The sequence below is a fragment of the Microbacterium sp. CBA3102 genome (assembly GCF_007954505.1).
Taxonomy (GTDB): domain Bacteria; phylum Actinomycetota; class Actinomycetes; order Actinomycetales; family Microbacteriaceae; genus Microbacterium; species Microbacterium aurugineum.
Genome location: NZ_CP042412.1, coordinates 787,093 through 809,825, shown reverse-complemented (window position 1 = coordinate 809,825; position 22,733 = coordinate 787,093). Strand labels below are relative to the sequence as shown.

Genomic DNA, 22,733 nt, shown 5'->3' with positions numbered 1-22,733 from the left:
GTTCCGCCCTCGTCCGGAATAGTCGCGCCGTCCGACCGCTTGTTCCTGAAGTGACCGCCCCCGTCGACCGCGCCTCCATCGGACTCCGCTCGGCGCGAGGCCCCATCCTCGGCGCGCTGATGCTCGCCACCGGCCTCATCGCGATCGACGCCACGATCCTCGCGACCGCGGTCCCGAGCATCGTCCGCGATCTCGGCAGCTACCAGCAGTTCCCCTGGCTGTTCTCGGTATATCTGCTGGCGCAGGCGGTGAGCGTCCCCATCTACTCCCGGTTCGCCGACACGGTGGGCCGCAAGCCGATCATCCTCCTCGGGATCGCCCTGTTCCTGCTCGGCTCCGTGCTCTGCGGGTTCGCGTGGAGCATGCCCGCGCTCATCCTGTTCCGCCTCATCCAGGGCTTGGGGGCGGGCGCGGTCGCGCCGATGGCGATGACGATCGTGGGCGACATCTACACGGTCGCCGAGCGCGCGAAGGTGCAGGGGTACATCGCGAGCGTGTGGGCGATCTCGTCGGTGGTCGGACCCGCGCTCGGCGGCATCTTCGCGCAGCTCGACGCGTGGCGATGGATCTTCTGGGTGAACATCCCCCTGTGTCTGATCGCCGCGTGGATGCTGCAACTCAAGTACAAGGAGGAGAAGCAGACCCGTCGGCACCGGATCGACTACGCCGGGGCGGTCCTGCTCACGATCGGGCTCACCGGACTCATCCTCGGGATGCTCGAGGGTGGGAACGCCTGGGACTGGATCTCCGTGCCGAGTGCGCTCTGCTTCGGGGTGGGCGTCGTGGCCCTCGCGTTCTTCGCGATGGTCGAGCGGCGGGCGGCGGAGCCGATCGTCGATCTCCGGCTCGCGGCGCGGCCGTTGATCCTGACGACCACGCTCGTGTCACTCGGGGTGGGGGCGCTCATGATCGGTGTGACCAGCTTCGCCCCCGCGTACCTGGAAGGGTCACTGGGCATCGCGCCCCTCCTGTCCGGCCTGGCGGTCGCCGCCTTGACTCTCGGCTGGCCCATCGCCGCGGCGAACGTCGGACGACTGTACCTGCGCATCGGCTTTCGCCGCACCACCCTGATCGGCATGAGCATCGCCACGTTCGCGGCGACCGTGCTCGCCGCGGTCTCCTCGTGGCCGAACCCGTTCGTGATGTCGGTGATCGCGTTCGTGCTCGGCTTCGGCCTCGGCTGGTCGGCCGCCCCGACCCTGATCGCCGCACAGTCCTCCGTGGGCTGGGGGGAACGCGGTGCCGTGACGGGCATGAACGCCTTTGCACGTTCCGCCGGGAGTGCGGTGGGCGTGGCGGTGTTCGGCGCGATCTCCAACGCGGTCATCGCGCAGGGTGCGGGCGCCGACGACCCGGAGACGATCATCCACGCCTCGGTGTGGGTGTTCGTCGCCGTCGCCGCGACGGCCATGCTCACGCTGCTCGCTGCCGCATTCATGCCGCGCGATCACGTCGAGGAGCATTCGGGTTAGGCGTATCCCGCGCGGGTGAGCAGTTGGGCTGCGAGCGCGAGAGGATCTTCGTCGGATCCGTCGTCGGAGCCGTGGGCCTCCCGCCACTGCTCCTCGATCTCCACGATGACGCGGCGCAGATCGTCCTCGCTCGGCCGCGTCCCGTGTTCCACCGCGTCGGCCAACCATGACACCCAGGCGGCCCACCGCCGCGCATAGAGGTCGCGGATCAGACCCGACCAATGCCGCCCGGAGTAGTCGTGCAATCCGCTCGACTGGTGGCCCCACACCGACACCAGGCTGCGTGCATCTCGCTCCATCACCTCTCGCTCGGCATGCGTGTCTCCCCAGGAGCGCGCCTGTGCGATCCACGTCGACACCCGGGATTCCCGCCTGGTGGCTGCCAGCCGGTCCAGGGCGAGCAGGTCGTCGTGCAGCCGAGCGCCCTCTCGGCGCAGCGTGCTCACGTCACGGTCGGTGAAAGCCCGAAGGATCCCCCGGATGCGAAGCCGCGTCTGCTGCGCAAGCACGTGCGAGGTGAGCTCGACCACGTCTCGTTCCTGAGCGTCTCGTGAGTCCGTCTTCGTTCCGAGGGAGATCAGGAGGCTGGCTGCGCGCGCGATCGACGGCAGGTCTCCCAACACCGCAGGGTCGTTCTCCGCGTCGATGTTCGCCGACATTCGTGCAGGCTCCGCGACGAGCGCTTCCCCAGCCAGCCGCTGCGAGGCGAAGGGCGCAGCGGCGCTCCATGGCCGTGCGATCACAGGTGACGGGATCGATCGGGTTCGCCCGCGACCGTACAGCGTGGATCCGAGCAGACGCCAGGCCTCGCGTGCCGCGTCGTCGTCCACACCATACCGCTGCATCGCGAAGTCGTCGAGCCACGCGTCGACGTCCACGTCGTCCCAGACGAGGTCGGCGGCGAGCTCGTAGAACACGGTATTGTTCTCGATCGCCTCCGGCGCAACGCCGATGCCCTCCAAGCGCTCCGGGTGCCGCGCGCGCAGTTCGGCGACGTCGCGGGCAAGCCCGCACAAGTCGCCGAAGAGCGCGAAGCGTCCGCCGAAGTTGTGCACGGCGGTCCACAGCCAACGACGCCCGTGCATCCCCTCTCGCCACATCGGTGCGTGCTCGCCCCAGAGGTCGATCAGCAAAAGTCGCTCGTGCGGAATGCGCGACAGGTAGGCGCCGACGCGATCTGACGTCCAGAAGGCGCGGTGGTAGTGGAACGGCCAGCCCTGCAGCAGCCACGTCGCCGCGGGGTAAATAGCCGTGATCGCCGTGTGCACCCCCGCGCCCGCGGCTGCGAGCTGCGCCGAGTCCGTGGACGGCGGGAGGGATTCGATGTAGGGATCCACGGCGAACACGGGCTCGGGCCCGGGGTCACCGAGCAACCTGCGCTGGGTCTCGAGGAACAGCCTTAGCATGTGCGCGAACGCGGGCGAGGCGGGGTCGAGCATCGGTGTTCGCCAGCCCTGCCACTCGATCTCGGCGGCCTCGTCGCCCGTCACTGCGGCGGGCAGATGCCCACCGGGCAACGGCAGCACGGGTGTCATGCCGAGCTCGCGTGCACGCGCGATGATCCGACGAGCGAGCGCGAGTCGGCGCTCATCCCACCGTGACGGGAGCGGTCCGCCGAAGTCGTGAACCCCTCCCATAGACATCCAGGGAAGGTGCGCAGCGCTGCCTATCCAGGTTCGAGCGATGGCCCCGTCGATGCCGAGGAGCCCCAGAGTCTCAGCGAGAACCGCTTCGTAGCCTGTGAGGACGAGCGGGTGAGTCACGCCATGCAACGCCATCCAATCGAGCTCCTGCTCCCACCGAGCCCAATCCCAGTACGGCGTCGAGTACCCGTGCGTGACGACGTTCAGGTGGTATCGGATCGCGAACGGCGTACGCACGTCGGTTCTGTCCGCGTCGGGCCAGGGCGTGAGAGGTCGGATCGGCCGCGGGGACTCCCAGGTGATGCGGTGACCCTGTGAATGCAGATAGCGGGCGAAGGCGCTCGCTGCCGCTGAGGCATCGGATCCACGTAGGGTGAGCACGCCCTCGCTCGCCTCGAATCCCGCGATGCGTGAGCCGGAGGAGGCCTCCTGCAGGATTTCGATCCTCACCGTCGCCGCATCGCCGCCGACCCTGTCGATCAGCGCACGCACAGCGGACTCGACATGACCGCTCATGCGCGCAGCCTGTCGTCCAGGTGCAGATCGATCTCAGCCGTCCACGCTGCGAAGTCGAGGGGCTCGCCGGATCGGCGCGATGCCTCGGCGCCGAACGCCATCAGGTGGCTGTCGAGAGCCGTCTGGAACGACAATTCTCCCCTACCTACTGATCCCTGGCGCACCGCCTCGATGAATTCCGCCATCAGCCCGGCGTCGCCACCACCGTGGCCGGCGTGATCGCCAAGGTCGGGGTTTGGCAGCGTCACCCGCAAGATGTGGCGTTCGTGAGCCATAGGCGACTTGGTGTGCACCTCATGCGCGTCCAGTGGCAACCCTTCCGGGATCCGCGCCGTCGGAGAGAACAGGTCCACCACGATCTCGCCGTTCTCCATGTGGCCGGAGATCTGGCCGGCGGACCCGGTGATCGTGACGTGTCGAGTGTTCTCGGCGGTGAATGCCGAGGCAGTGAGCGTGGCCGTCACGCCCATCGGGAATCGCATGGTCGTCTGCTGGTGGTCTGCCACGTCGTTGTCGCCGCGGTACACGCATCGGCCGTAGTCGCCGTCGCGCAGAGCGCGCATGCGGCCAGCGGGAGAAGTGTCGGCACCCAGGAGGTGCACCGGGTGTCCAGTTACGCCGGCGAGCGCATCGACGTAGTATCGCGGAGCGAAGAAGGGGCAGCTTTGTGAGACCGGGCAGCCCTGGACGCAGAACTCCGGCGCCCCCTCGGGGGCGTTCTCCCGCCGGAACCAGCTCAGATCGCCGATGCTGTACATGCTCTCCGGAGCCGTGCCGACCAGCCAGCGGATCAGGTCGAGGTCGTGCGAGGTCTTCGTCAACGCCATAGGTCCCGAGGTGGCGCTGTTGCGCCAGTTGCCGCGCACGTAGGAGTGCGCGAAGTGCCAGTAACCGACGTTCTCTCTGAGCTCGAGGGTGAGCATCCGCCCGATCGTCCCCGCGTCGAGGATGGCCTTCACCGACCGCCAGAACGGCGTGAACCGCAGGACATGGCCGATCGCGAGTGCTGACGACGTGCGGCGCGCATGCTGCACGAGCCGCCGCAGCTCACCGAGGTTCGGCGCCGCGGGCTTCTCTAGGAGGAACGGCAGGCCGGCGTCGGCGACCGCGATCGCGACGTCCACGTGCAGTGCGTCGGGAACGGCGATGACCACCGCGTCGGCCTTGAGCGCGGCGAGATCGGCTACCGCGCCTTGCCAGTCCTCATAGGTGCGGGCGCCGCCGGCATCCGCGGCCAGTGCGTGCCTTCGCTCGGGCGACGGATCGGCGACCGCCACGACCCTGGCTCGATCCGGGTGCTCTACGGCCCACCGCCCGTACGCATCGCGGCCACGTCCGCCCGCGCCGATGATGACGATCCGCTGGGGTCCGTCGGGTGTGCTCATTTCTCGGCTCCTGCCGTCAGTCCCTCGACGAGGTAGCGCTGCGCGAGGAAGAAGAGGATGACAATGGGGATGGTGACGGCGATGGAACCCGACAGCAGCACGGTGACCGGCACGTTGAAGTCCGCCAGCTGTGAGATTCCGAGCGGCGCCGTCCATTGCGAGCGGTCGCGAACGAGGAAGAGCAGCGCGTAGAAGTACTCGTTCCAGGCGATCATGAAGACGTAGATCGAGGTTGCGACCACTCCGGGCAGGGCGATCGGCAGCACGACGCTCCGCAACATCTGCGGAAGCGAGGCGCCGTCGACGATCGCGGCCTCCTCCACGCTTTCGGGGAGCGCCTGGAAATAGTTGCGCAACATGTAGATCGATACCGGGACGGTGGTGGCAACGTAGACGAGGAATAGGCCCACCAGCGAGCCGGTCAGCCCGGCTCTGGCGAGCAGCACGAAGAGCGGTACGGACAACACGATGCCGGGGAACAGGTACACCGCGAGGATGATCGCGTTCATCCCGCGTCGTCCCCGGTACCGCAAGCGGGCTGCTGCGTAGGCGCCGAGGATTGACACGAGCACGGAGAGCACCACCGTCCCAAGCCCGACGAGCAAGGAGTTGATCACGAATCGCCCCAGGCCGAATCCGCCCTGATCCGGATCGAGCATCGCGGTGGTGTAGCCGGAGAAGTCGAGCTCGTCGAAGGAAGGGATCAGGTTGAGCGGCTCCTGCACGATCGACGAGTATGGCCGGACCGACAGGATGAAACCGTAGAGAACCGGGCCGATCGCGACGAGGAGCGCGACGGCGATGAGGAGTACACGACCGACGGTTGCGGCGGGCCGCGGACGCGACGGCGAGCGACGGCGGGTGGTCATTCGGTATCGACCTTTCTGCGCGTGGCGATGACGTACACGGTGAGGAGCGCGATGAGCACGACGGACATCAGCAGTCCGTATGCGGAGGCGCTGCCGATGTCGGCGCGCGTGACGAGCTCCGTATAGACCTTGAGGGCCATCAGCTGAGTGCCGCCGGCGCCTTCAGTCAGCAGGTACACCTCGCTGAAGCTCTGGAAGGTCCAGATGAAGCGCAGCAGACACAGCAGTAGGATGACGCCCTTGAGTTGCGGCATCACGATGCTCCACAGAATCTGCCGCGGCTTCGCGCCGTCGAGCGCGGCCGCCTCTTCGATGCTGGGCGAGACCCCTTGCAACCGCGCCGTGAGGAAGAGGAATGCGAGCGGCGCGGAGGTCCAGATCTCGAAGGCCACGACGACCAGAAGTGACACCGGCACCGAGACGCCGAAGACCTGTGCGGTCGAGGTGTTGAGGAAACCTACGGCCTGCTCCCAGCCGAGCACCTCCCGGCCGAAGGCGTTCACGAGCCCGTACTGCGGGTTCAGCATCGTCTGCCAGATGGTGACGGCGGCGATGAGGGGGAGGACGTACGGAACCAGCAGCAGTGCCCGGACGATGCCGCGGCCGCGGAAAGGCCGACGGAGGGCGAGGGCGAGCGCCAGGCCGACCCCGACCGAGCCCACCATGGTGAGGGTCGAGTAGAGCAGAGTGGTGCCCAACGCTTGCCAGAATGAGGGGTTGGCGAGCGCGCGACGGAAGTTGTCGAGAGTCCACTCGATCGGTTCCGTACCCAGGCGCGGGATGTCGACGAGTCGGATCTCGCTGAAGGCGAAGACGATCACCAGCAGCAGCGGGATGATCGACGCGAGCAGGATGACGAGGAAGGTCGGGGTCGTGAGCAGGAGTCCATTGCGGTCGTCCCGTCGGGAGCGGCGGGGCCGCTCCCGACGGTGACGGAGAGGTGCCGTGCTCACAGGCCCGCCTTGACCTCCTCGACAGCCGCCTTCATCGCGGCTGTGACGTCGGCGGCCGGAGCGCCGTTGTAGAGTGCCTCGATCTGGTTCGCAAGCACGCCCTGGCTGAACACGAGACCGGCGAGCGTGGCATCGTCGGTGCCCATCCCCCACAGGTAGACGGAGTTGATGCCCTCGCTCATGCCGTCGACGAACTCGTCGCCGTAGATCTCAGCCGAGGTGCGATCGTGCGCGGGTCCGATGCCGAGCCCACCCCACGCGGCGGCGAACGCCTCGGGGTCGTCGCCTGTGCCATTGCGCAACGGGATGCGGCCCTCGGTTGCGACGCCGAGGGTGTCGGCGTAGCCCTCGTCGAGCACGAACTCGATGTACTCCTGCGCGGCCTCGACGTTCGCTCCGGTCGGGATGCCGTAGCCCAGAATCGCTCCGTACTGTCGCGGCTCGTCGCCGAGAACGGTCAGGAACTCGGTGTTCTGCGCGAGGAAGTCCGGGGTGCCGGTGCACTCCGGGCAGGTCGCCGGGGTGGCCGGGTCGAGCCCCGCCAGCTCGTCGAGGATGTGCGTGGAGAAGAGGAGCATGGCAGCGTCGCCGTTGAGGTAGGCCGCGCGGGCGCTGATGACGTCGAAGTCGCCCGCGGTGGACGAGTCGCGCAGTGCGAGGAACTGTTCCGCGGCCACTGTGCACGCGTCGGAGTCGATGGTGACCTCTCCGTCCTTCACCAGCTCACAACCGGCGCTCTGGAACAGCGACTGGATGCCCTCGGTCGCCGACGCCGTGCCGGCCTGCGTGCCGAATGCCAGGCCCGTGATGCCGAGCTCGTCCTTGACGGTCGCCGCCGCCTCGGCGAGTTCTTCGACGGACGCGGGGACGTCCACTCCGGCCTCCTTGAGCAGGTCGGCGCGGTAGGCGATCACGTGCGACCAGCCGTCGCTGGGCACCGCCGAGATCTCGCCGTCGATGGTGACGGCCGTGAGGGCATTCTCATTGAACGTCGTGGCGTCCAGTGTGTCGACGAGGGTGCTCGCGGCCGCGGTGTCGAGCAGACCCTGCGAGGTCCACGCGCCGGTCTGGGTGGAGGCGTGCAGGATGACGTCCGGTACGTCGCCGCTCGCGGCGCCGGTGACGAGGGCCTGATCCTGGTCGGCACCCGCCATGGGTACTACCTCGACCTCAATGCCGGTCTTTTCTGTGAAGGCCGCGGCGACTTCCTCCTGAGCCGCGAGCCGCTCGGGAGTGGTCTGCGGAGTCCAGAACACGATGCTCTGCGCCTCAGCGGCGGAGTCGTCGGCAGGTGCGGAACATCCGGCGATCAGTACTAGCGCGGCGAGAGCCGCGAGGGGAGCCGCGATGCGCGGCGCTGACGAACGGGTCAAGTCAACACTCCTCGGGTTGTGGCGCCATGCGCCGGGGAGAACCACCGGGCGGCAGTGCCGCGGCAGTCCTGTGATCTTCCCGCGGCGCGAGCGATTATGGTGAGATTCCTTGCGTTGATGCAAAGAATCATCTTCTGGAACGCTCATAGTGAAGGTATTGTACGATCCGTGGATGATCTCGACCGACGCATCGTCGGTGCGCTGCTGGCCAACCCGCGTGCCACGAATGCCCAGATCAGCGATGCCGTGTTCACCTCCGAGGCAACGGCATCGCGCCGGGTGTCGCGGCTGATCGCTGAAGGGGCCGTGCGCGTGATCGGCGTGCTCGACGGCGAGGCGACCGCACGCTCCCGATCCTTGTTCGTGCGGCTGCGATGCCGGCCGGGCGACGGCAACCGGTCGGCGCAGAGGCTCGCAGCTTGGCCTGAATGCGGCTCGGTCAAGCTCGTCACGGGAAGCGTCGACTGCGTCGCCGAGATCAACTACACCTCGAACGACCACCTGCTCGCCATCACCCTCGAGCAGCTCCCCTCGCTCGACGGCGTCCTGGCTGTCTGGAGCAACCAAGTCGTTCGCCGCTTCGCCACCCCGCACAGCTGGCTGCCGGAGCTGCTGTCCGAGGAGATCGCGGCGCAGTTGCGCTCGCAGCGGTTCGACCCCTGGCGGGATCCGCTCCCAGGAGACCTCGTGCGGTTGGACGCGTTGGACGAGCGGATCGCCGACGCGCTCGCAGGCGATGGGCGCCTCGGGTGGCAGCAGTTGGCCGACCGCTGCGACGCGAGTCCGGTCACCGTGCGCCGCCGCGCGGAGGCGATGTTCGGATCCGGTGCGCTCCGCATGCGCGCGGTGGTCGACCCGGAATCGGTCGGCCTTCCCGTGAACGCTTTCATCTCGTTGAGCGTGAATCCCACACAGTTGGGACGTGCAGGCGAGATGCTGGCGGAGCATCCGTCTACGCTGATGATCTCGGCGACCACGGGCGACCGAAACCTGTGCGGCGAGGTCGCCCTCTCGTCGGACGCCGCCCTGTACGAGTTCATCTCTTCGGCGATCGGCGGCCTTCCCGGGCTTCAGCACGCCGACGTCGCGGTGGCGCTGCGCTCCGTCAAGCGCGCCGGGCTCCTCCGCGACCTCGCGGTGAAGAAGCCCGGCGCCGCCGTCCGGCTCAGAGGGTGAAGGCGCGCAGCACACCGTCCTGAGCCGCGACGACGAGGCGATCCGCCGCCAGGACAGGCGTCGAGAAAGTGTTCGCCGTGAACAGCTGCCGATCTACCGACGCGGCTCCGTCGGCGGTGCGCACCTCAGCGAGCAGGCCGCCGACCGAGACGAGCCACGCTGACCCGGTGCGAGGGTCGATGACCGGCCCGGCGTTGACGACGCGCGGGACCGCCTGCGTGCTCCACCGCGTCGCACCGGTCGCCTGGTCTACAGCAGTGACCACCCCCCACTCCGAGGTCAGCAGCAACCCGCCGTCCGGAAGAGGCAGGCTCGGCGCGAAGATGTAGCTCCCCGGTGTGCGCCAGATCTCCCTGCCATCACGCGGATCGACGGCGATGGCATCGGCGACTGTGCTGAAGACCACCGCGCCCGTCGGAAGCACCTCGACCCAGTCGTCCCAAGGCCCGTAGATGAGCTGTCGGTACCGGTCAGGACGGTCGGTTGTCAGAACCGACCAGAGCACAGTGCCGGTGTGCAGGTCATAGGCGTATCCCCGCCCATCACCGGCGCCGACGTAGACGCGCTCGCCGTCGCACGCGGCGCGCCCCGCAGTACGCACCGGCACCGGGGCCTCCCAGAGAGTCGCGCCGTCCACGGTGAGGCACCGTAGCGTGTCCTCCGCAGACACGAGGATGCGACCGCCGTGCTCCGCGGTGGTGGCCACGAGAGGCGTGGTGAGTACGGGCTTCTCGAAGTGACTGGTCCAGACGGTGCGTCCCGTGCCTGTGTCGAGCGCGAGCAGGCGCCCGTCCGTGCTGGGCACGATGACCGCCCCGCCGTCGGGGGTGAAGGCGGCGCCTCGATGCACAGGACCAGCCTCCGCGGTCCAGATGCGACGAGGCTTGCCCCGCCCGGCTGCGTCCACCGCGGTGACGTGGCCCGACGTGGAGCACGCGACTACCGTCGAATCGCGCGCGATCAGGGCTCCCTGGAGCTGGCCGCCGATGTCAAGCTCCCAGGCGAGGCGGGCGCGTGTGGAACCAGGCAGTTCGACCTCCGTCCATTCCTCGCGGCGCCCACCGGTCTCGTCGACCGCGCGTACCTGCACGCGATGGATGCCGGGGGCGACTCCGACGCGGTCGACCGCACCGTGCCAGGAGCGTCCCCGGGCGGCGAGGGGCATCCACGCGCGCTCGTCCCTCGCGCCGAACACGGACTGCGGGTGCAGCCGGGCGTCGACGGCGACCGCGGACCGGCCCGCGACTGCGGTGAGGGCGACCTCGTCCGGGCCCGGGCGCGCGGCGATGCGAATCGTCTCAGCAGACGCCGAGGGCTTCTCAAGCGGGATCTCGGCAAGCGCTTCCACCGTCGGCACCTCGGCGTCGGTCGCGCCCAGGGCCACGTGCTCAACGACGAGCATCCGCCCCTGCCGACCGTGGCGCTCGGTGACCCGCAGGTAGAACGGCCCCGGGCGCGCGGCGTTGGTGGTCACCTGGGTCAGGCCGTTGAAGCGGTCCACTTCGTTGAGGTGGCGATGTCCTGCGAAGATGCCCCGCACAGGGAAGGGGGCAATGGTGCGCAGCAGCGCATCCGTGTCGTTGACGTAGTAGTTGGCTCCGCCGACCGGATAGTGCAGGAAGAGGAGCGACGGTCGGTCGCCCACCCCGCGAAGTTCCTCCTCCAGGGCCGCGAGGTCGTCGGCGAAGAGGCCGGGCTCCTGCAGCAACTGTGTAGGGTCGAGCGCCATGAAGTGCACGCCTCCGGCGTCGAAGCCGTAGCTCGTCGGCCCGAACCAGTGCTGGAATCGTCGGCGGGCGCTGGTGTCCCACCGGATCTCGTGGTTTCCCGGTACGTGCCGTACGCGCTCCCAGAGCGCGGACGGGATCAGGTCGCGATAGGCGCTGAACGATTCGTCGCTGCCGTAGTCGGTGATGTCGCCACAGTGCAGGACGAACTGGGGATCCTCCGCCTCGACAGCCGCGAAGATCCGGCGGAGGTTGGCCATCCGGGTGGCCTCGTCCTCGTTGGCGTGAGTGTCGGTCAGGACGGCGAACCGCAGCGTGCGCCCTCCGTGATCGTCCGTCGCCGCGGCGGCCACCCCGGCGCCGGGCCATGGCCCCCATGCCGCCGTCGCTCCGATGGCGATCCCCGCCGCTGACAGGCCGAGGAATCCTCGCCGGGTCAGCGGGGTCTCCGCCGGGGGTCTGTTCGATGGTGTGTGCTCCACTGTCCGCTCCTCCTCGTCGTGGGCGTCCCTGCAGCACCCAATCGAGACCCCGCCACGGGTGCCGTGCACGCGCGGAGGAATGCGAGGGATCGACAGCAGGGGGCTTCGGTGCGCAAGAAACCGTTCATCCCCGGAGGTGGCCGTGCGTGCCGGAATCGCTCAAGCGGCGCGACCGGATGGGTGATCCCTTGCACTGGATGCCTCGCACCTTGAATCCCCGCGTGGGCTGCCGACACCGTCGATTGCAAAGGCTCGACGATGGGCTCGAGCCGGAATGACGTGAGGAGAGGCAGAATGAGCGGATCCACGACGAGGAGAACGACGAAGGCGACAGGGGTGCTGAGCCTGGTCGCCGCCGTGGCGATGGCCACGAGTGCCGTGGCGGCTCCCGCGGCCGCAACGCCGGGAGGGTCAGGCGGCGGTTCGGGGAGTCCGTCCGTGTTGGCCGATCACGTGGTGCTTATCGCGTTGGACGGTTTTGACCCCCACTACCTCGCCGGCAACGCGATGCCGAACCTGCGCGCGCTGGCGAAACGCGGCGCCATCAGCGAGTCGACCGGTGTGATGACCTCGATCACGAATCCATCCTGGTCGTCGATCGCCACGGGAGCGTGGCCGGAGACGCACGACAACGCTGCCTACTTCTTCGACCCCGCTACGGGCAAGGCTGTGGGGCAGCAGCGTGACCTCGCGGTGCCGACGATTGCGGAATCGATCAGGGATCAGGGCGGTGCGGTGCTGTCGTCGCAGTGGTTCATCGTTCAGAATCACGGTACTGCGTTCGGTGATCCCCAAGGCCTGTACACACAGCCTGGCGGTGACTGTGCGCGCCGCACAGACGACGCTGTCGCCGTGTTGGAAGGGCGGCCCGTGATGAGCGCGGGGACGTCGGTGCAGATGGCGGGCATCCCAGAGCTGCTCGCGGTGTACTGCGACCGTCTCGACGCCCTCGGTCACGCCGACGGGAAGGATGCCTCCGACATGCCTGCCGCGATCGCCGAGGTCGACGAGCAGATCGGTCGCCTCGTGCAGGCGACCAAGGATGCCGGGATCTTCGGACGCACGGCATTCGTGGTGACCGGGGACCACGGCATGGAGACCTTCACGCAGGGTATGCGCGACGAGCTGCTCTCGACGATCACCGGCGCCGGCTACCAGGCGGAACTGCTGACCGCCGGCCAGTCTCCTCGGCCCGACACCGACGCGGTGATCGTCGTGGGCGGCGTCGGATCATTGCACCTCGTGGGCGAGGCGGCAGGAGACCCGGTCGCTGCGGCCGCCATCGAGACCGCCGTCGCCGCGATGCCGCACGTCGCTGCCGTCTACGACGAGGCTGATCAGCAAGCGATGCGCATGTCGGCCAAGTACGGAGAGCTGGTGATCGAGCCCGAGGAGGGATGGAGTCTCGGGGGGACTCCGTCGGACGGTGTGTCCGGTGTGCATGGGGTGTCGCGTACCATGCAGACGGTGCTCGTGCTCGCCGGATCCGGTGTGCGGCCGCATCACGTCGCGCAGGCTCCGCGGCACGTCGACATCGCGCCCACCGTCTCCGCCCTTCTGGGCATGGACCCCCCGGCTGCTGCAGAGGGACGAGTGCTCAACGAGGCGATCCGGAGGCGCTGACGGCGCGGCGGAGCGTCTAGCTAGCGGGCCAGGCGCTCCGCGATGCCGGTGTAGGTCGCGGGGGTCAGCGCGAGGAGTCGCTGCTTGGCGGCATCCCCGATCTCGAGGCCCTCGACGAACGTCGCGAGCTCGGCCGCGCCCACCCGGTGACCCCGCGTGAGCTCCTTGAGGAGCGCGTAAGGATCCGTGATCGTGGACCGACCGGCCACCACCTCGGCGCGGATGACGGTCTGGATGGCTTCGGCGAGCACCTCCCAGTTCACGTCGAGGTCGGCGAGCAGCACGTCGCGCGAGAGCGAGATCGCGTTGAGGCCGCGACGCAGGTTGTCGAGCGCGAGCAGCGAGTGTCCGAAGGCCACACCGATGTTGCGCTGCGTGGTCGAGTCGGTCAGGTCGCGCTGCAGGCGGCTGGTGACGAGCGTCTGGCCGAGCGAGGCGAGCAGGGCGCCCGAGATCTCGAGGTTCGCTTCGGCATTCTCGAAGCGGATCGGGTTGATCTTGTGTGGCATCGTCGACGAGCCGGTGGCCCCGGCGACCGGGATCTGCGCGAAGTACCCGAGCGAGATGTAGGTCCAGATGTCGGTGGCGAGGTTGTGCAGGATGCCGCCCGCGTGCCGCACACGGTCGTAGAGCTCGACCTGCCAGTCGTGCGACTCGATCTGGGTCGTCAGGAGGTTGAAGCCCAGCCCCATGCCCTCGATGTACTCACGGGCGATGGTCGGCCAGTCGGCATCCGGGTCGGCCGCGAGATGCGCCGACCAGGTCCCGGTCGCGCCCGAGAACTTGGCGAGGTACTCGGATGCCGCGATCTGACCGCGCACGCGCTCCAGACGCCATGCGAACACTGCGAGCTCCTTGCCCATGGTCGACGGGGTCGCGGGCTGGCCGTGCGTGCGGGAGAGCATGGCCGCATCGGCGTGCTCGACGGCGAGTTCGCGGAGCTTCGCGATGACGGTGTCGAGGGCGGGGAGCCAGACCTGCTCGACCGCCCGCTTCACGGTGAGCGCGTACGAGGCGGAGTTGATGTCCTCGCTCGTGGCGGCGAAGTGCGTGAGTTCGGCGATGGCGTCGAGGCCGAGCGTCGAGAGACGGTCGCGCACGAGGTACTCGATCGCCTTCACGTCGTGCTGCGTGACGGCTTCCTTCTCGGCGAGCCAGTCGATCTCGGCCTGGCCGAAGTCGCGATACAGCGCGCGCAGGCGATCCTTGTCGGCGTCCGAGAGCGGCGTCGTCTCGAACAGCGAGCGGTCGGTCAGGGCGATCAGCCACTCGACCTCGACCTCGACCCGCGCGCGGTTGAGTCCGGCTTCGGAGAGGAAGTCGGCGAGACCGGTGACGGCGCCGCGGTAGCGACCGTCGAGCGGGCTCAGGGGCTGCGGCGGGAGCGAAGGCTGGAAAGTCAGGGGAATCCTCCTGATCGGGCCCCTCAGAGGCGGGGCGTGCGGGGCTGGCGCAGCGCGGGCTCCAGTTGGCGGAACAGACCCCGGGTCGCCGTCTCAATCATACCGAGCACCGAATCGAACATCTCCGCCCCGGCGTAGTAGGGATCGGGGACATCGTGGGTCGAGGCGTTCGGGTCGAAGGCCATCAGCAGGGTGACCTTGCCCTCCTCATCTTCGTCGCGCGCCCACTCCCGCAGGATGCGTTCGTGCGTGCGGTCGAGTGCGACGACGAGGTCGTTCTCGGCGAACGAGGCGAACGTGAACTGCCGTGCGCGGTGGAGCGAGCCGTCGTACCCGCGGCGGGAGAGCGACTCGATCGTGCGTTCGTCGGCGCGCTCGCCGAGGTGCCAGTCTCCGGTTCCGGCGCTGCGAGAGACGATGCGCGACCCGAGTCCCTGCTTCTCGGCGAGGTCGCGGAACACGACTTCGGCCATGGGGGAGCGGCAGATGTTCCCTGTGCACACGAAGATCACGCGGAAGGGAACGGGGGACGTCACAGGTACATTCTGCCCGCCTCGGGCCATCCTGCACAGCCTGGAGGAGTCCCCACCTCTCCACCGGCCGTGGGTATGGCGCTCAGAGACGTCGGTCGATCCCGCAGGCTGAAGCCATGTACTCGCTCTCCCCTGGACGTGTGTTCACCTCCGCCGAGGTCTGGGCTCGGCTCGTCGCCCACCGAGAGATCGGGGCGGCCGTGTCGATGCTGGAGGATGCGGGTGCGGCGCTGGTGGGACTCGTCGACGACGCGGACTGGCAGTCCGAAGGATTCCGTGCGCTGCACGACCTGCTGGGACGGCTCCGAGAGGAGACGGGCGTCGAACTCGGACACCTGACCGTGCGCGAGTGGGAGCTCGGAGCGCAGGGGTGAGCGGGCTCGAGATCGGGCACGGCGGGGCGATCGCCGTCGACACCGGACAGCTGCGCGACGTCGGATCCCGGATGCGCGGCGTGGCCGAGCGCTACGAAGACGCCCGTTCCGCGGTCGTGCGAGCGCAGGAGGTGATCCTCTCGGCACCGGCCGCCTGTCCGCAGGTCGATGTGAACGCCTTGGCAGCGAGTGCGGAGCGACTCGGCGCCCTGGGGGCCGAACTCCTCGACGCGTGCATAGGCACGGAGCTGATGGCCGATGCCTTCGAGGTCGTCGAGCTGCGGGCCGAGATCGAGGCGCTGGCCCTCACCGACGCGGCGGCAGCGGCAGCGGCAGAGGCGCGTCTGGAGCAGTTGGTGAGCGGCGATGAGCGGGTCGGGGTGATGGCCGATTGGCTGGTGGCGGGCTGGGAGGATCGGCGGTTCCAGGGGACGGGACGCCAGTTCGACGCGGGCGGCCTGCTCTCTCCTCTGTTCCTGGCCGGGGCGTTCATCGGCGTCGCCACGGGGCTCGGCGCGGTGGTCGCAGAGGCGCCGCTGAAGGGGCGGCCGGATCCGATCCGGGTGACTCCGGTCAAGGCCTCGACCCCTGCCGCGCCGCAGAACCTCACCGGCGCGCTCCGGCGGATGCCGTCCTCGACCGCACAGGTCGCGGTGGAGAAGTACACGATGGCCGACGGCGGGACCCGCTTCGTGACGTACATCGCGGGAACGAGGAACGGTGCGCCGTGGGAGGGCGGGAAGGAGGAGCCGTGGGACATGAAGTCGAACGTCGAGCTGTATCAGGGACACACATCGGCGTCGTACCAGGCGACCCTCGATGCGCTGACCGAGGCGGGGGCGGAGCCCGGCGACCGGGTCGACGTGGTCGCCTACTCGCAAGGGGGCATGATCGCGGCGCACCTGGCGACGGAGAGCCCCTACGACGTCGGCATGCAGGTGACTGCGGGGAGTCCGCAGCAGCCTTCGCTGGGTCACGATCAGACGCTCATCCAGCTTCGGCACTCCGATGACCTGGTCTCGAACCTCGCCGCGGGTGGGTCGGCGGCGGGCACCGGGTCGGCGGACAGCTTCACGGCGACGCGTGTCGGTGATCCTCGGGCCGGGCTCCAGGATGTCGCGCTGCGGGCGCACGCGCTCGAGACCTACATCGAGACGGCCGAGATGGTCGATGCGTCGGATGACCCGCGGGCCGAGGCCCTCGACGCCTACTGGGCCGAGCTCGCCACCGCGGTGGAGATCGAACGCACCGAGTACCGCGCCGAGAGGACACCCCGCTGAGCGGGACGACGCTCCGGCTCGAGGCCGGGGCCTCAGTCGCGGCGGGAGTTCTTGTTCTGCGGGCGCAGGATGAAGCCGAAGATGCCGTTGATCACCGAGATGATGAGCGCGGCGAGCACGCCCCACCAGAAGTCGCCGACCGCGAGGCCCCATCCGAAGCCGCTCGTGATCCATGCCGTCAGCCACAGTAGGAAGCCGTTGATGACGAAGCCGATCAGGCCGAGCGTGAGGATGTAGAGGGGGAACGCGACGATCTTCACGACGGTGCCGATGATCGTGTTCACGAGCGCGAAGATCGCGGCCACCGCGAGCAGGGTGAGCACCAGCTGCAGGGTCTCACCGGGCGGGAAGGGTGTGATCACGACCTGCAGAGCCGGGATCAGGGTGACGACCCAGATGGCGAAGGCGTTGACGACGACGCGGATGAGGAAGCGCATAGTCCGACCAGTGTCCCACGGACGTCCGCGGCTGTCAGCCTGCTGCCGGGCTGATCGCGCGGACGCTCAGCGTCGGTTCGAGCGGAGCAGTGCGGCGATCTCGTCGAGATCGGCCAGGCTCTGGGCTGCACGGAGGATGAGGTCGAAGGCTACGTCCGTGTTCATGTCGATGACGATGCTGTTCATTTCGAGGAACGTGAGAGTGATGATCCAGGAGAAGCGCTTGTTCCCATCGAACAGAGGGGGGTTCTGGCTCAACGAGGACAGGAGGGCGGCAGCCTTGACTTCGAGGTCCGGGTACGCCTCGACACCGAACATCGAACTGGAGGGACGGGCCAGGGCAGAGGAGAGGAGCCCGATGTCTCGGATGTGGAGGCCCAGTTCCTCGGCGACCGCGACGGCGTGTGGAAGCTCGAGGTACCGGGTCACGCGTCTTCGAGCTTCTTGAGAAGGTCCGCGTACCGGTCGGAGATGCCGCGGGCGATGCCCACCGCTTGCTCGGTGGTCACCTCCTCGCGGAGGAAGCGATCCGCCGCCTCGATCAGGAGGGCGTGCTTCGACGTGTGTCGTCGTGATGCCAGCTCGCCGAGCTGCGCATCGAGTTCTTCCGGAAGTCGCACCGTCATCGCCATACCAAAATGGTACCACCGTGCATCGGGCGGGAACAGGGCGTATCGACACTGCTGCCACAGCCGCGGTCCTCGTAGACTCGACCTCGTGACCGAGCCGATCCTGCCCCGCATCCGTCCTGCCATCGCCGCACTCGCGCCGTACCGCCAGGGCAAGCAAGCGGGGCCAGACGCGTTCAAGCTGTCCAGCAACGAGAACCCCTTCGATCCGCTGCCCTCCGTGCTCGAGGCACTGGAGCGGACGACGCCCGTCAACCGCTACCCGGATGCCACCGCGACTCGTCTGCGCGAACGACTCGGTGCGCGCTACGGGGTCGAGCCCGACCAGGTGCACGTCGCGTCCGGCAGCGTGTCGATCCTGCATCAGCTGATCCTCGCGACCGCGTCGGAGGGCGACGAGGTCATCTACGCCTGGCGCTCCTTCGAGGCGTACCCGAGCCTGCCGCTCGTGGCCGGCGCGACCGGGGTGCAGGTGGCGCTCACCGCGGACTCCCGCCACGACCTCGGCGCCATGGCGGATGCAGTGACCGAACGCACCCGCGCGATCATCGTGTGCACGCCCAACAATCCGACCGGGCCCATCGTCACCTCGGCCGAGTTCGCCGCCTTCGTCGAGCGCGTCCCGAACGACGTCCTGATCATCCTCGACGAGGCGTACGCCGAATTCGTCACGGCCCCGGACGCGGTCGACGGTCTCGCCGAGCGGGTGTTCGACGCGCACCCGAACGTCGTGGTGCTGCGGACCTTCTCGAAGGCGTACGGCCTCGCCGGTCTCCGCGTCGGCTACGCGATCGGGCACGAGAAGGTGCTCGACGCCGCACGCACCACGGGCATCCCGCTCTCGGTCACCTCCGCCGCGGAGAACGCCGCGATCGCGAGCCTCGACGCCGAGGCGGAGCTCCTCGAGCGCGTCGCCGCGATCGTCGAACGCCGTGACCGCCTGGCCGAGGGGCTCCGCGCGCAGGGCTGGGACGTCCCCGACTCGCAGTCGAACTTCGTGTGGCTGCCCACGGGAGAGCGCACCGACGACGTGGCCGCGGCGTTCGTCGCCAACGACCTCATCGTCCGTCCGTTCTCCGGAGACGGCATTCGCATCTCCGTCGGCGAGGAAGCCTCCATCGCCCGCGTGCTCGAGGTCGCGTCTTCGGTCCGCTGAGCGTGGCGCCCGGGCGTCTTCGCCCGTGTTTCTCCGGTTTCCGGGCAGTTGCAAGGGCGTCCTAGGTATGCGTGACCGGGCATGCGGGCGCGGGTAGCGTGAGAGCGTGACCACCTCCGAGACACCCCTTGTGAGCGTTCTGGACGAGACCGGACGGTTCGCTCCGTCCGCCGCCGCTGAGCGATACCTTCCCCTGATCGAGGCGATCAGCGATGCCGAGCTCGAGCAGTTCTACCGGGACATGGTCGTCATCCGTGCGATCGACACCCAGGCGACGAACCTGCAGCGACAGGGGCAGCTGGCGCTCTGGCCGCCGAGCCGGGGACAGGAGGCGGCGCAGGTCGGCTCCGGTCGTGCCGCCCGAGCGCAGGACACGATCTTCCCCTCCTACCGGGAGCACGCGGTCACTCGCATCCGCGGCGTCGATCCGGTCGACATCATCAAACTGATGCGCGGCGTCTCGCATGGCGGGTGGGATCCGACCGACCCGAAGAACGGCAACACCCGGCTGTACACCCTGGTGCTCGGTTCGCAGGCGCTGCATGCGGCCGGCTACGGGATGGGACTCGTGTTCGACGGCCGCACCGGAACCGGTGAGGCCGACCGTGACGAAGCGGTCATCGTCTACTACGGCGACGGCGCTTCCAGTCAGGGCGACGTGCACGAGGCGATGGTCTTCGCCGCGAGCTATCAGGCGCCGACCGTGTTCTTCCTGCAGAACAACCACTGGGCGATCTCGGTGCCGGTCTCGACGCAGTCGCGGGTTCCGCTCGTGCAGCGCAGCGCGGGCTACGGCATCCCGAGCGTCCGCGTGGACGGCAACGACGTGCTCGCCAGTTATGCGGTCTCCCGCACAGCTCTCGATGAGGCCCGCAGCGGCAAGGGTCCGCAGGCGATCGAAGCGGTCACCTACCGGCTCGGCGCACACACCACCAGCGATGACCCGACGAAGTATCGCGGCAGCGACGAGGAGCAGTACTGGGCCGGGCGCGACCCGATCGTCCGGATGCGCGCGTTCCTCGAAGGCCGGGGAGCATCGGCGCAGCTGTTCTCCGACGTGGAGGCCGAGGCGGCGGATGCCGCGGAAGATCTGCGCGCCCGCACGGTCGAGCTGGGGCCGCCCAGCCCGGACAAGATGTTCGACCACGTGTACAGCGAGCCGCATCCGCTGATCGACCAGCAGAAGGCCTGGCGCGCGCAGTATGAGGCGTCGTTCGAAGGAGGAGCCCAGTGACCCTCGAGACGATGCCGCTCAGCAAGGCGCTGAACGCGGGGATGCGCAAGGCCATGGAGGACGACCCGAAGGTCGTGCTGATGGGCGAGGACATCGGCAAGCTCGGCGGCGTCTTCCGTGTGACGGAGCACCTGCAGCGCGACTTCGGCGACCGCCGGGTGCTCGACACCCCGCTGGCCGAGTCGGGGATCGTCGGGACCGCGATCGGCATGGCGATGGTCGGGTACCGTCCCGTCATCGAGATCCAGTTCGACGGATTCGTGTTCCCCGCGTTCGACCAGATCACGACGCAGCTCGCCAAGCTCACGAACCGGCACGAGGGCGCGATCAGCATGCCGATCGTGATCCGCATCCCCTACGGCGGGCACATCGGCGCGGTCGAGCACCACCAGGAGAGCCCGGAGGCGTACTTCGCGCACACTCCCGGCCTGCGCGTGGTCTCGCCGTCGACGCCCAACGATGCGTACTGGATGATCCAGGAGGCGATCGCGTCGAACGACCCGGTGATCTTCATGGAGCCGAAGAGCCGGTACTGGCAGAAGGGCGAGGTCGAGCTCGACGCCTCCGCTGTGCCGCTGCACTCCTCACGTGTCGTCCGCACCGGCAGCGATGTGACGCTCGTCGGACACGGCGCGATGGTCACGACGTTGCTGCAGGCCGCCGCGCTCGCCGAGGCCGAGGGGACGAGCTGCGAGGTCGTCGACGTGCGTTCACTGTCGCCGGTCGACTACGAGCCCATCCTCGACTCGGTGCGCAAGACCGGACGCATGGTCTACGCCCAGGAGGCGCAGGGCTTCGGCAGCATCGGCGGCGAGATCGCGGCGACCGTGATGGAGCGGGCGTTCTATGCGCTCGAGGCCCCGGTGCTGCGCGTCTCCGGCTACGACACCCCGTTCCCGCCCGCGAAGCTCGAAGGCACCTACCTCCCGGATGCGGACCGCATCCTCGAGGCCGTCGATCGCTCCCTGGCCTACTGACCGTCCGTCCATGTGCACAACTCCTCAAGAAAAGCTCGGGTGGGGCTCAAGCCCTGTTCGGATGACGCGCTCGGTGTCGGAATTGCGGAGTTATGCACGCGGTCCACGAGAGGATCAATCATGAGCACGCAGAACTTCAACCTCCCGGACGTCGGGGAAGGGCTGACCGAAGCCGAGGTCGTGGCCTGGAAGGTCGCCCCCGGCGACACGGTCGCGATCAACGACGTGATCTGCGAGATCGAGACGGCGAAGTCCCTCGTCGAGCTGCCGTCTCCGCACGCGGGGGTGGTGGGCGAGATCCTCGTCGAGGAGGGCGCGACGGTCGAGGTCGGCACGCCCATCATCACCTTCGTGACCGATGCCCCGGCACCTGCTCCGGCTGCACCCGCTGCTCCGGTCGCGGAAGAGGGCGGAGGCTCGGTGCTGGTCGGCTACGGCACGGGCGGCGGCGCGACCTCACGTCGCAAGCGTCCGGCCGAGCGCCCGGTGCGTTCCTCGGTCGGTGTCATCGCGAAGCCGCCGATCCGAAAGCTCGCCCGCGACCTCGGCGTCGACCTCACCACGGTCGCCGCGACCGGCTCCGACGGCGAGGTCACCCGGGATGACGTCATGAAGCACGCGTCGCAGGCGAGTGTCTTCCGCAACATCGAGACCCCGGAGTGGGGGACCGTGCGTGAGGAGACCGTGCCCGCTCCGCAGGCCGCACCGGCAGGACTCGCGCGTGGTCTGGCCCCGACCCAGCCGTCGGCCGCGGGAGACGACCGCACCGAGTCGATCCCGGTCAAGGGTGTGCGCAAGGCCACCTCCTCGGCGATGGTGCAGAGCGCGTACTCGGCCCCGCACGTGACGGTGTGGAAGGAGATCGACGCCAGCCGCACGATGGAACTCGTCAAGCGCCTCAAGGCTTCGCCCGACTACGCCGACATCCGGGTCTCGCCGCTGCTGATCATGGCCCGCGCCGTGATCTGGGCGGCCCGCCGCACGCCTATGGTCAACGCGGCGTGGATCGAGACGGAGGCCGGCGCGGAGATCGCCGTGCGCCACTACGTGAACCTCGGGATCGCCGCCGCCACCCCGCGCGGCCTGCTGGTGCCGAACATCAAGGACGCGCAGGACCTCGGGATGAAGGACCTGGCTCGGGCGCTGAACCGTCTGACGCTGACCGCGCGCGAGGGCAAGACCCCGCCGGCCGATCAGCAGGGCGGCACCATCACCATCACGAACATCGGTGTGTTCGGGATGGATGCCGGTACCCCGATCATCAACCCCGGTGAGGCCGGCATCGTGGCGATGGGCACCATCAGTCAGAAGCCGTGGGTCGTCGACGGCGAGGTGCGTCCTCGGTGGGTGACCACGGTCGCCGGATCGTTCGACCACCGCGTGATCGACGGCGATGGCATGAGCCGCTTCATCGCCGACGTCGCCTCGGTGCTCGAGGAGCCCGCGCTGCTGGTCGACTGAACCCGCGCCGTGCGAGCGGCAGCGTCTCAC

General features: G+C 68.7%; 20 protein-coding genes. 9 read left to right on the top strand and 11 right to left on the bottom strand.

Translation table 11 applies throughout. The features are described 5' to 3' along the window. Positions 1-50 precede the first annotated feature (50 nt). Entirely contained in the window at positions 51-1,472 is a 1,422-nt protein-coding gene (locus FGL91_RS03960) for an MFS transporter (protein WP_194239305.1), read from the top strand. On the opposite strand, the gene FGL91_RS03955 is transcribed toward FGL91_RS03960, so the two are convergent. From FGL91_RS03955 to FGL91_RS03935, 5 genes are read right to left on the bottom strand one after another with little or no spacing between them, the layout of a single operon-like run. Beyond that, the gene (locus FGL91_RS03955) at positions 1,469-3,631 is read right to left on the bottom strand and encodes an alpha-N-acetylglucosaminidase (RefSeq protein ID WP_153243141.1); all 2,163 of its coding nucleotides are present in this window, start codon (positions 3,629-3,631) and stop codon (positions 1,469-1,471) included. The genes FGL91_RS03960 and FGL91_RS03955 overlap by 4 nt on opposite strands. Then, a complete protein-coding gene (locus FGL91_RS03950; protein ID WP_153243140.1) occupies positions 3,628-5,016 on the bottom strand; it encodes a Gfo/Idh/MocA family protein in 1,389 nt (462 codons plus the stop codon). The genes FGL91_RS03955 and FGL91_RS03950 overlap by 4 nt, the downstream gene beginning before the upstream one ends. After that, on the bottom strand, positions 5,013-5,885 hold the full coding sequence (locus FGL91_RS03945) for a carbohydrate ABC transporter permease (protein ID WP_131493558.1): 873 nt from the start codon (positions 5,883-5,885) through the stop codon (positions 5,013-5,015). Before FGL91_RS03945 ends, FGL91_RS03950 begins: the two co-directional genes overlap by 4 nt. Then, positions 5,882-6,838, bottom strand: a complete 957-nt coding sequence (locus tag FGL91_RS03940; protein ID WP_131493556.1) for a carbohydrate ABC transporter permease — start codon at positions 6,836-6,838, stop codon at positions 5,882-5,884. Before FGL91_RS03940 ends, FGL91_RS03945 begins: the two co-directional genes overlap by 4 nt. Then, the gene (locus FGL91_RS03935; RefSeq protein WP_165875480.1) at positions 6,835-8,211 is read right to left on the bottom strand and encodes an ABC transporter substrate-binding protein; all 1,377 of its coding nucleotides are present in this window, start codon (positions 8,209-8,211) and stop codon (positions 6,835-6,837) included. The genes FGL91_RS03940 and FGL91_RS03935 overlap by 4 nt, the downstream gene beginning before the upstream one ends. A 168-nt stretch (positions 8,212-8,379) precedes the next feature. Between FGL91_RS03935 and FGL91_RS03930 the strand changes: the two genes are divergently transcribed. After that, positions 8,380-9,387 (top strand): Lrp/AsnC family transcriptional regulator, encoded by a 1,008-nt coding sequence (locus FGL91_RS03930; protein ID WP_165875479.1) that lies wholly within the window; start codon positions 8,380-8,382, stop codon positions 9,385-9,387. Here FGL91_RS03930 and FGL91_RS03925 read toward each other — a convergent pair. Further along, positions 9,377-11,596: a PQQ-binding-like beta-propeller repeat protein gene (locus FGL91_RS03925; protein WP_131493551.1), complete on the bottom strand. Its 2,220-nt coding sequence runs from the start codon at positions 11,594-11,596 to the stop codon at positions 9,377-9,379. The genes FGL91_RS03930 and FGL91_RS03925 overlap by 11 nt on opposite strands. A gap of 294 nt (positions 11,597-11,890) precedes the next feature. Here FGL91_RS03925 and FGL91_RS03920 point away from each other — a divergent pair, with 294 nt between their 5' ends. Next, complete coding sequence (locus FGL91_RS03920; RefSeq protein WP_165875478.1) at positions 11,891-13,219, top strand: alkaline phosphatase family protein; 1,329 nt, start codon at positions 11,891-11,893, stop codon at positions 13,217-13,219. A gap of 20 nt (positions 13,220-13,239) precedes the next feature. Here FGL91_RS03920 and purB read toward each other — a convergent pair whose 3' ends face one another. Further along, positions 13,240-14,622, bottom strand: coding sequence for an adenylosuccinate lyase (gene purB / locus FGL91_RS03915; protein ID WP_052193805.1), 1,383 nt, complete (start codon positions 14,620-14,622; stop codon positions 13,240-13,242). A gap of 23 nt (positions 14,623-14,645) precedes the next feature. Further along, positions 14,646-15,095, bottom strand: coding sequence for a low molecular weight protein-tyrosine-phosphatase (locus FGL91_RS03910; protein ID WP_231555083.1), 450 nt, complete (start codon positions 15,093-15,095; stop codon positions 14,646-14,648). A 176-nt stretch (positions 15,096-15,271) separates the two neighbouring features. Between FGL91_RS03910 and FGL91_RS03905 the strand changes: the two genes are divergently transcribed. Continuing rightward, the gene (locus FGL91_RS03905) at positions 15,272-15,529 is read left to right on the top strand and encodes a hypothetical protein (protein WP_047524195.1); all 258 of its coding nucleotides are present in this window, start codon (positions 15,272-15,274) and stop codon (positions 15,527-15,529) included. After that, a complete protein-coding gene (locus tag FGL91_RS03900; RefSeq protein ID WP_131493547.1) occupies positions 15,526-16,809 on the top strand; it encodes a hypothetical protein in 1,284 nt (427 codons plus the stop codon). Before FGL91_RS03905 ends, FGL91_RS03900 begins: the two co-directional genes overlap by 4 nt. 32 nt (positions 16,810-16,841) lie before the next feature. On the opposite strand, the gene FGL91_RS03895 is transcribed toward FGL91_RS03900, so the two are convergent. From FGL91_RS03895 to FGL91_RS03885, 3 genes are all read right to left on the bottom strand, one after another. Beyond that, entirely contained in the window at positions 16,842-17,246 is a 405-nt protein-coding gene (locus FGL91_RS03895) for a phage holin family protein (RefSeq protein WP_047524196.1), read from the bottom strand. Between the two features lie 66 nt (positions 17,247-17,312). Beyond that, positions 17,313-17,675, bottom strand: a complete 363-nt coding sequence (locus FGL91_RS03890; RefSeq protein ID WP_131493545.1) for a type II toxin-antitoxin system death-on-curing family toxin — start codon at positions 17,673-17,675, stop codon at positions 17,313-17,315. Next, a complete protein-coding gene (locus FGL91_RS03885) occupies positions 17,672-17,878 on the bottom strand; it encodes a ribbon-helix-helix protein, CopG family (protein WP_047524198.1) in 207 nt (68 codons plus the stop codon). Before FGL91_RS03885 ends, FGL91_RS03890 begins: the two co-directional genes overlap by 4 nt. 85 nt (positions 17,879-17,963) lie before the next feature. Here FGL91_RS03885 and FGL91_RS03880 point away from each other — a divergent pair, with 85 nt between their 5' ends. The 4 genes from FGL91_RS03880 (at position 17,964) to FGL91_RS03865 (ending at position 22,703) form a co-directional block, all read left to right on the top strand. Beyond that, positions 17,964-19,031: a histidinol-phosphate transaminase gene (locus tag FGL91_RS03880; RefSeq protein WP_131493543.1), complete on the top strand. Its 1,068-nt coding sequence runs from the start codon at positions 17,964-17,966 to the stop codon at positions 19,029-19,031. A 106-nt stretch (positions 19,032-19,137) separates the two neighbouring features. Continuing rightward, on the top strand, positions 19,138-20,265 hold the full coding sequence (locus FGL91_RS03875) for a thiamine pyrophosphate-dependent dehydrogenase E1 component subunit alpha (protein WP_131493541.1): 1,128 nt from the start codon (positions 19,138-19,140) through the stop codon (positions 20,263-20,265). A gap of 11 nt (positions 20,266-20,276) precedes the next feature. Continuing rightward, a complete protein-coding gene (locus tag FGL91_RS03870; RefSeq protein WP_047524248.1) occupies positions 20,277-21,242 on the top strand; it encodes an alpha-ketoacid dehydrogenase subunit beta in 966 nt (321 codons plus the stop codon). Positions 21,243-21,362: 120 nt separating this feature from the next. Further along, complete coding sequence (locus FGL91_RS03865) at positions 21,363-22,703, top strand: dihydrolipoamide acetyltransferase family protein (RefSeq protein WP_047524201.1); 1,341 nt, start codon at positions 21,363-21,365, stop codon at positions 22,701-22,703. Positions 22,704-22,733 lie beyond the last annotated feature (30 nt).

Coding starts and splice junctions, on each gene's coding strand:
- FGL91_RS03955 (WP_153243141.1), bottom strand. CDS start 3,631: ATGAGCGGTCATGTCGAGTCCGCTGTGCGTGCGCTGATCGACAGGGTC.
- FGL91_RS03950 (WP_153243140.1), bottom strand. CDS start 5,016: ATGAGCACACCCGACGGACCCCAGCGGATCGTCATCATCGGCGCGGGC.
- FGL91_RS03945 (WP_131493558.1), bottom strand. CDS start 5,885: ATGACCACCCGCCGTCGCTCGCCGTCGCGTCCGCGGCCCGCCGCAACC.
- FGL91_RS03920 (WP_165875478.1), top strand. CDS start 11,891: ATGAGCGGATCCACGACGAGGAGAACGACGAAGGCGACAGGGGTGCTG.
- FGL91_RS03910 (WP_231555083.1), bottom strand. CDS start 15,095: ATGGCCGAAGTCGTGTTCCGCGACCTCGCCGAGAAGCAGGGACTCGGG.
- FGL91_RS03905 (WP_047524195.1), top strand. CDS start 15,272: ATGTACTCGCTCTCCCCTGGACGTGTGTTCACCTCCGCCGAGGTCTGG.
- FGL91_RS03895 (WP_047524196.1), bottom strand. CDS start 17,246: ATGCGCTTCCTCATCCGCGTCGTCGTCAACGCCTTCGCCATCTGGGTC.
- FGL91_RS03885 (WP_047524198.1), bottom strand. CDS start 17,878: ATGGCGATGACGGTGCGACTTCCGGAAGAACTCGATGCGCAGCTCGGC.
- FGL91_RS03870 (WP_047524248.1), top strand. CDS start 20,277: ATGCCGCTCAGCAAGGCGCTGAACGCGGGGATGCGCAAGGCCATGGAG.
- FGL91_RS03865 (WP_047524201.1), top strand. CDS start 21,363: ATGAGCACGCAGAACTTCAACCTCCCGGACGTCGGGGAAGGGCTGACC.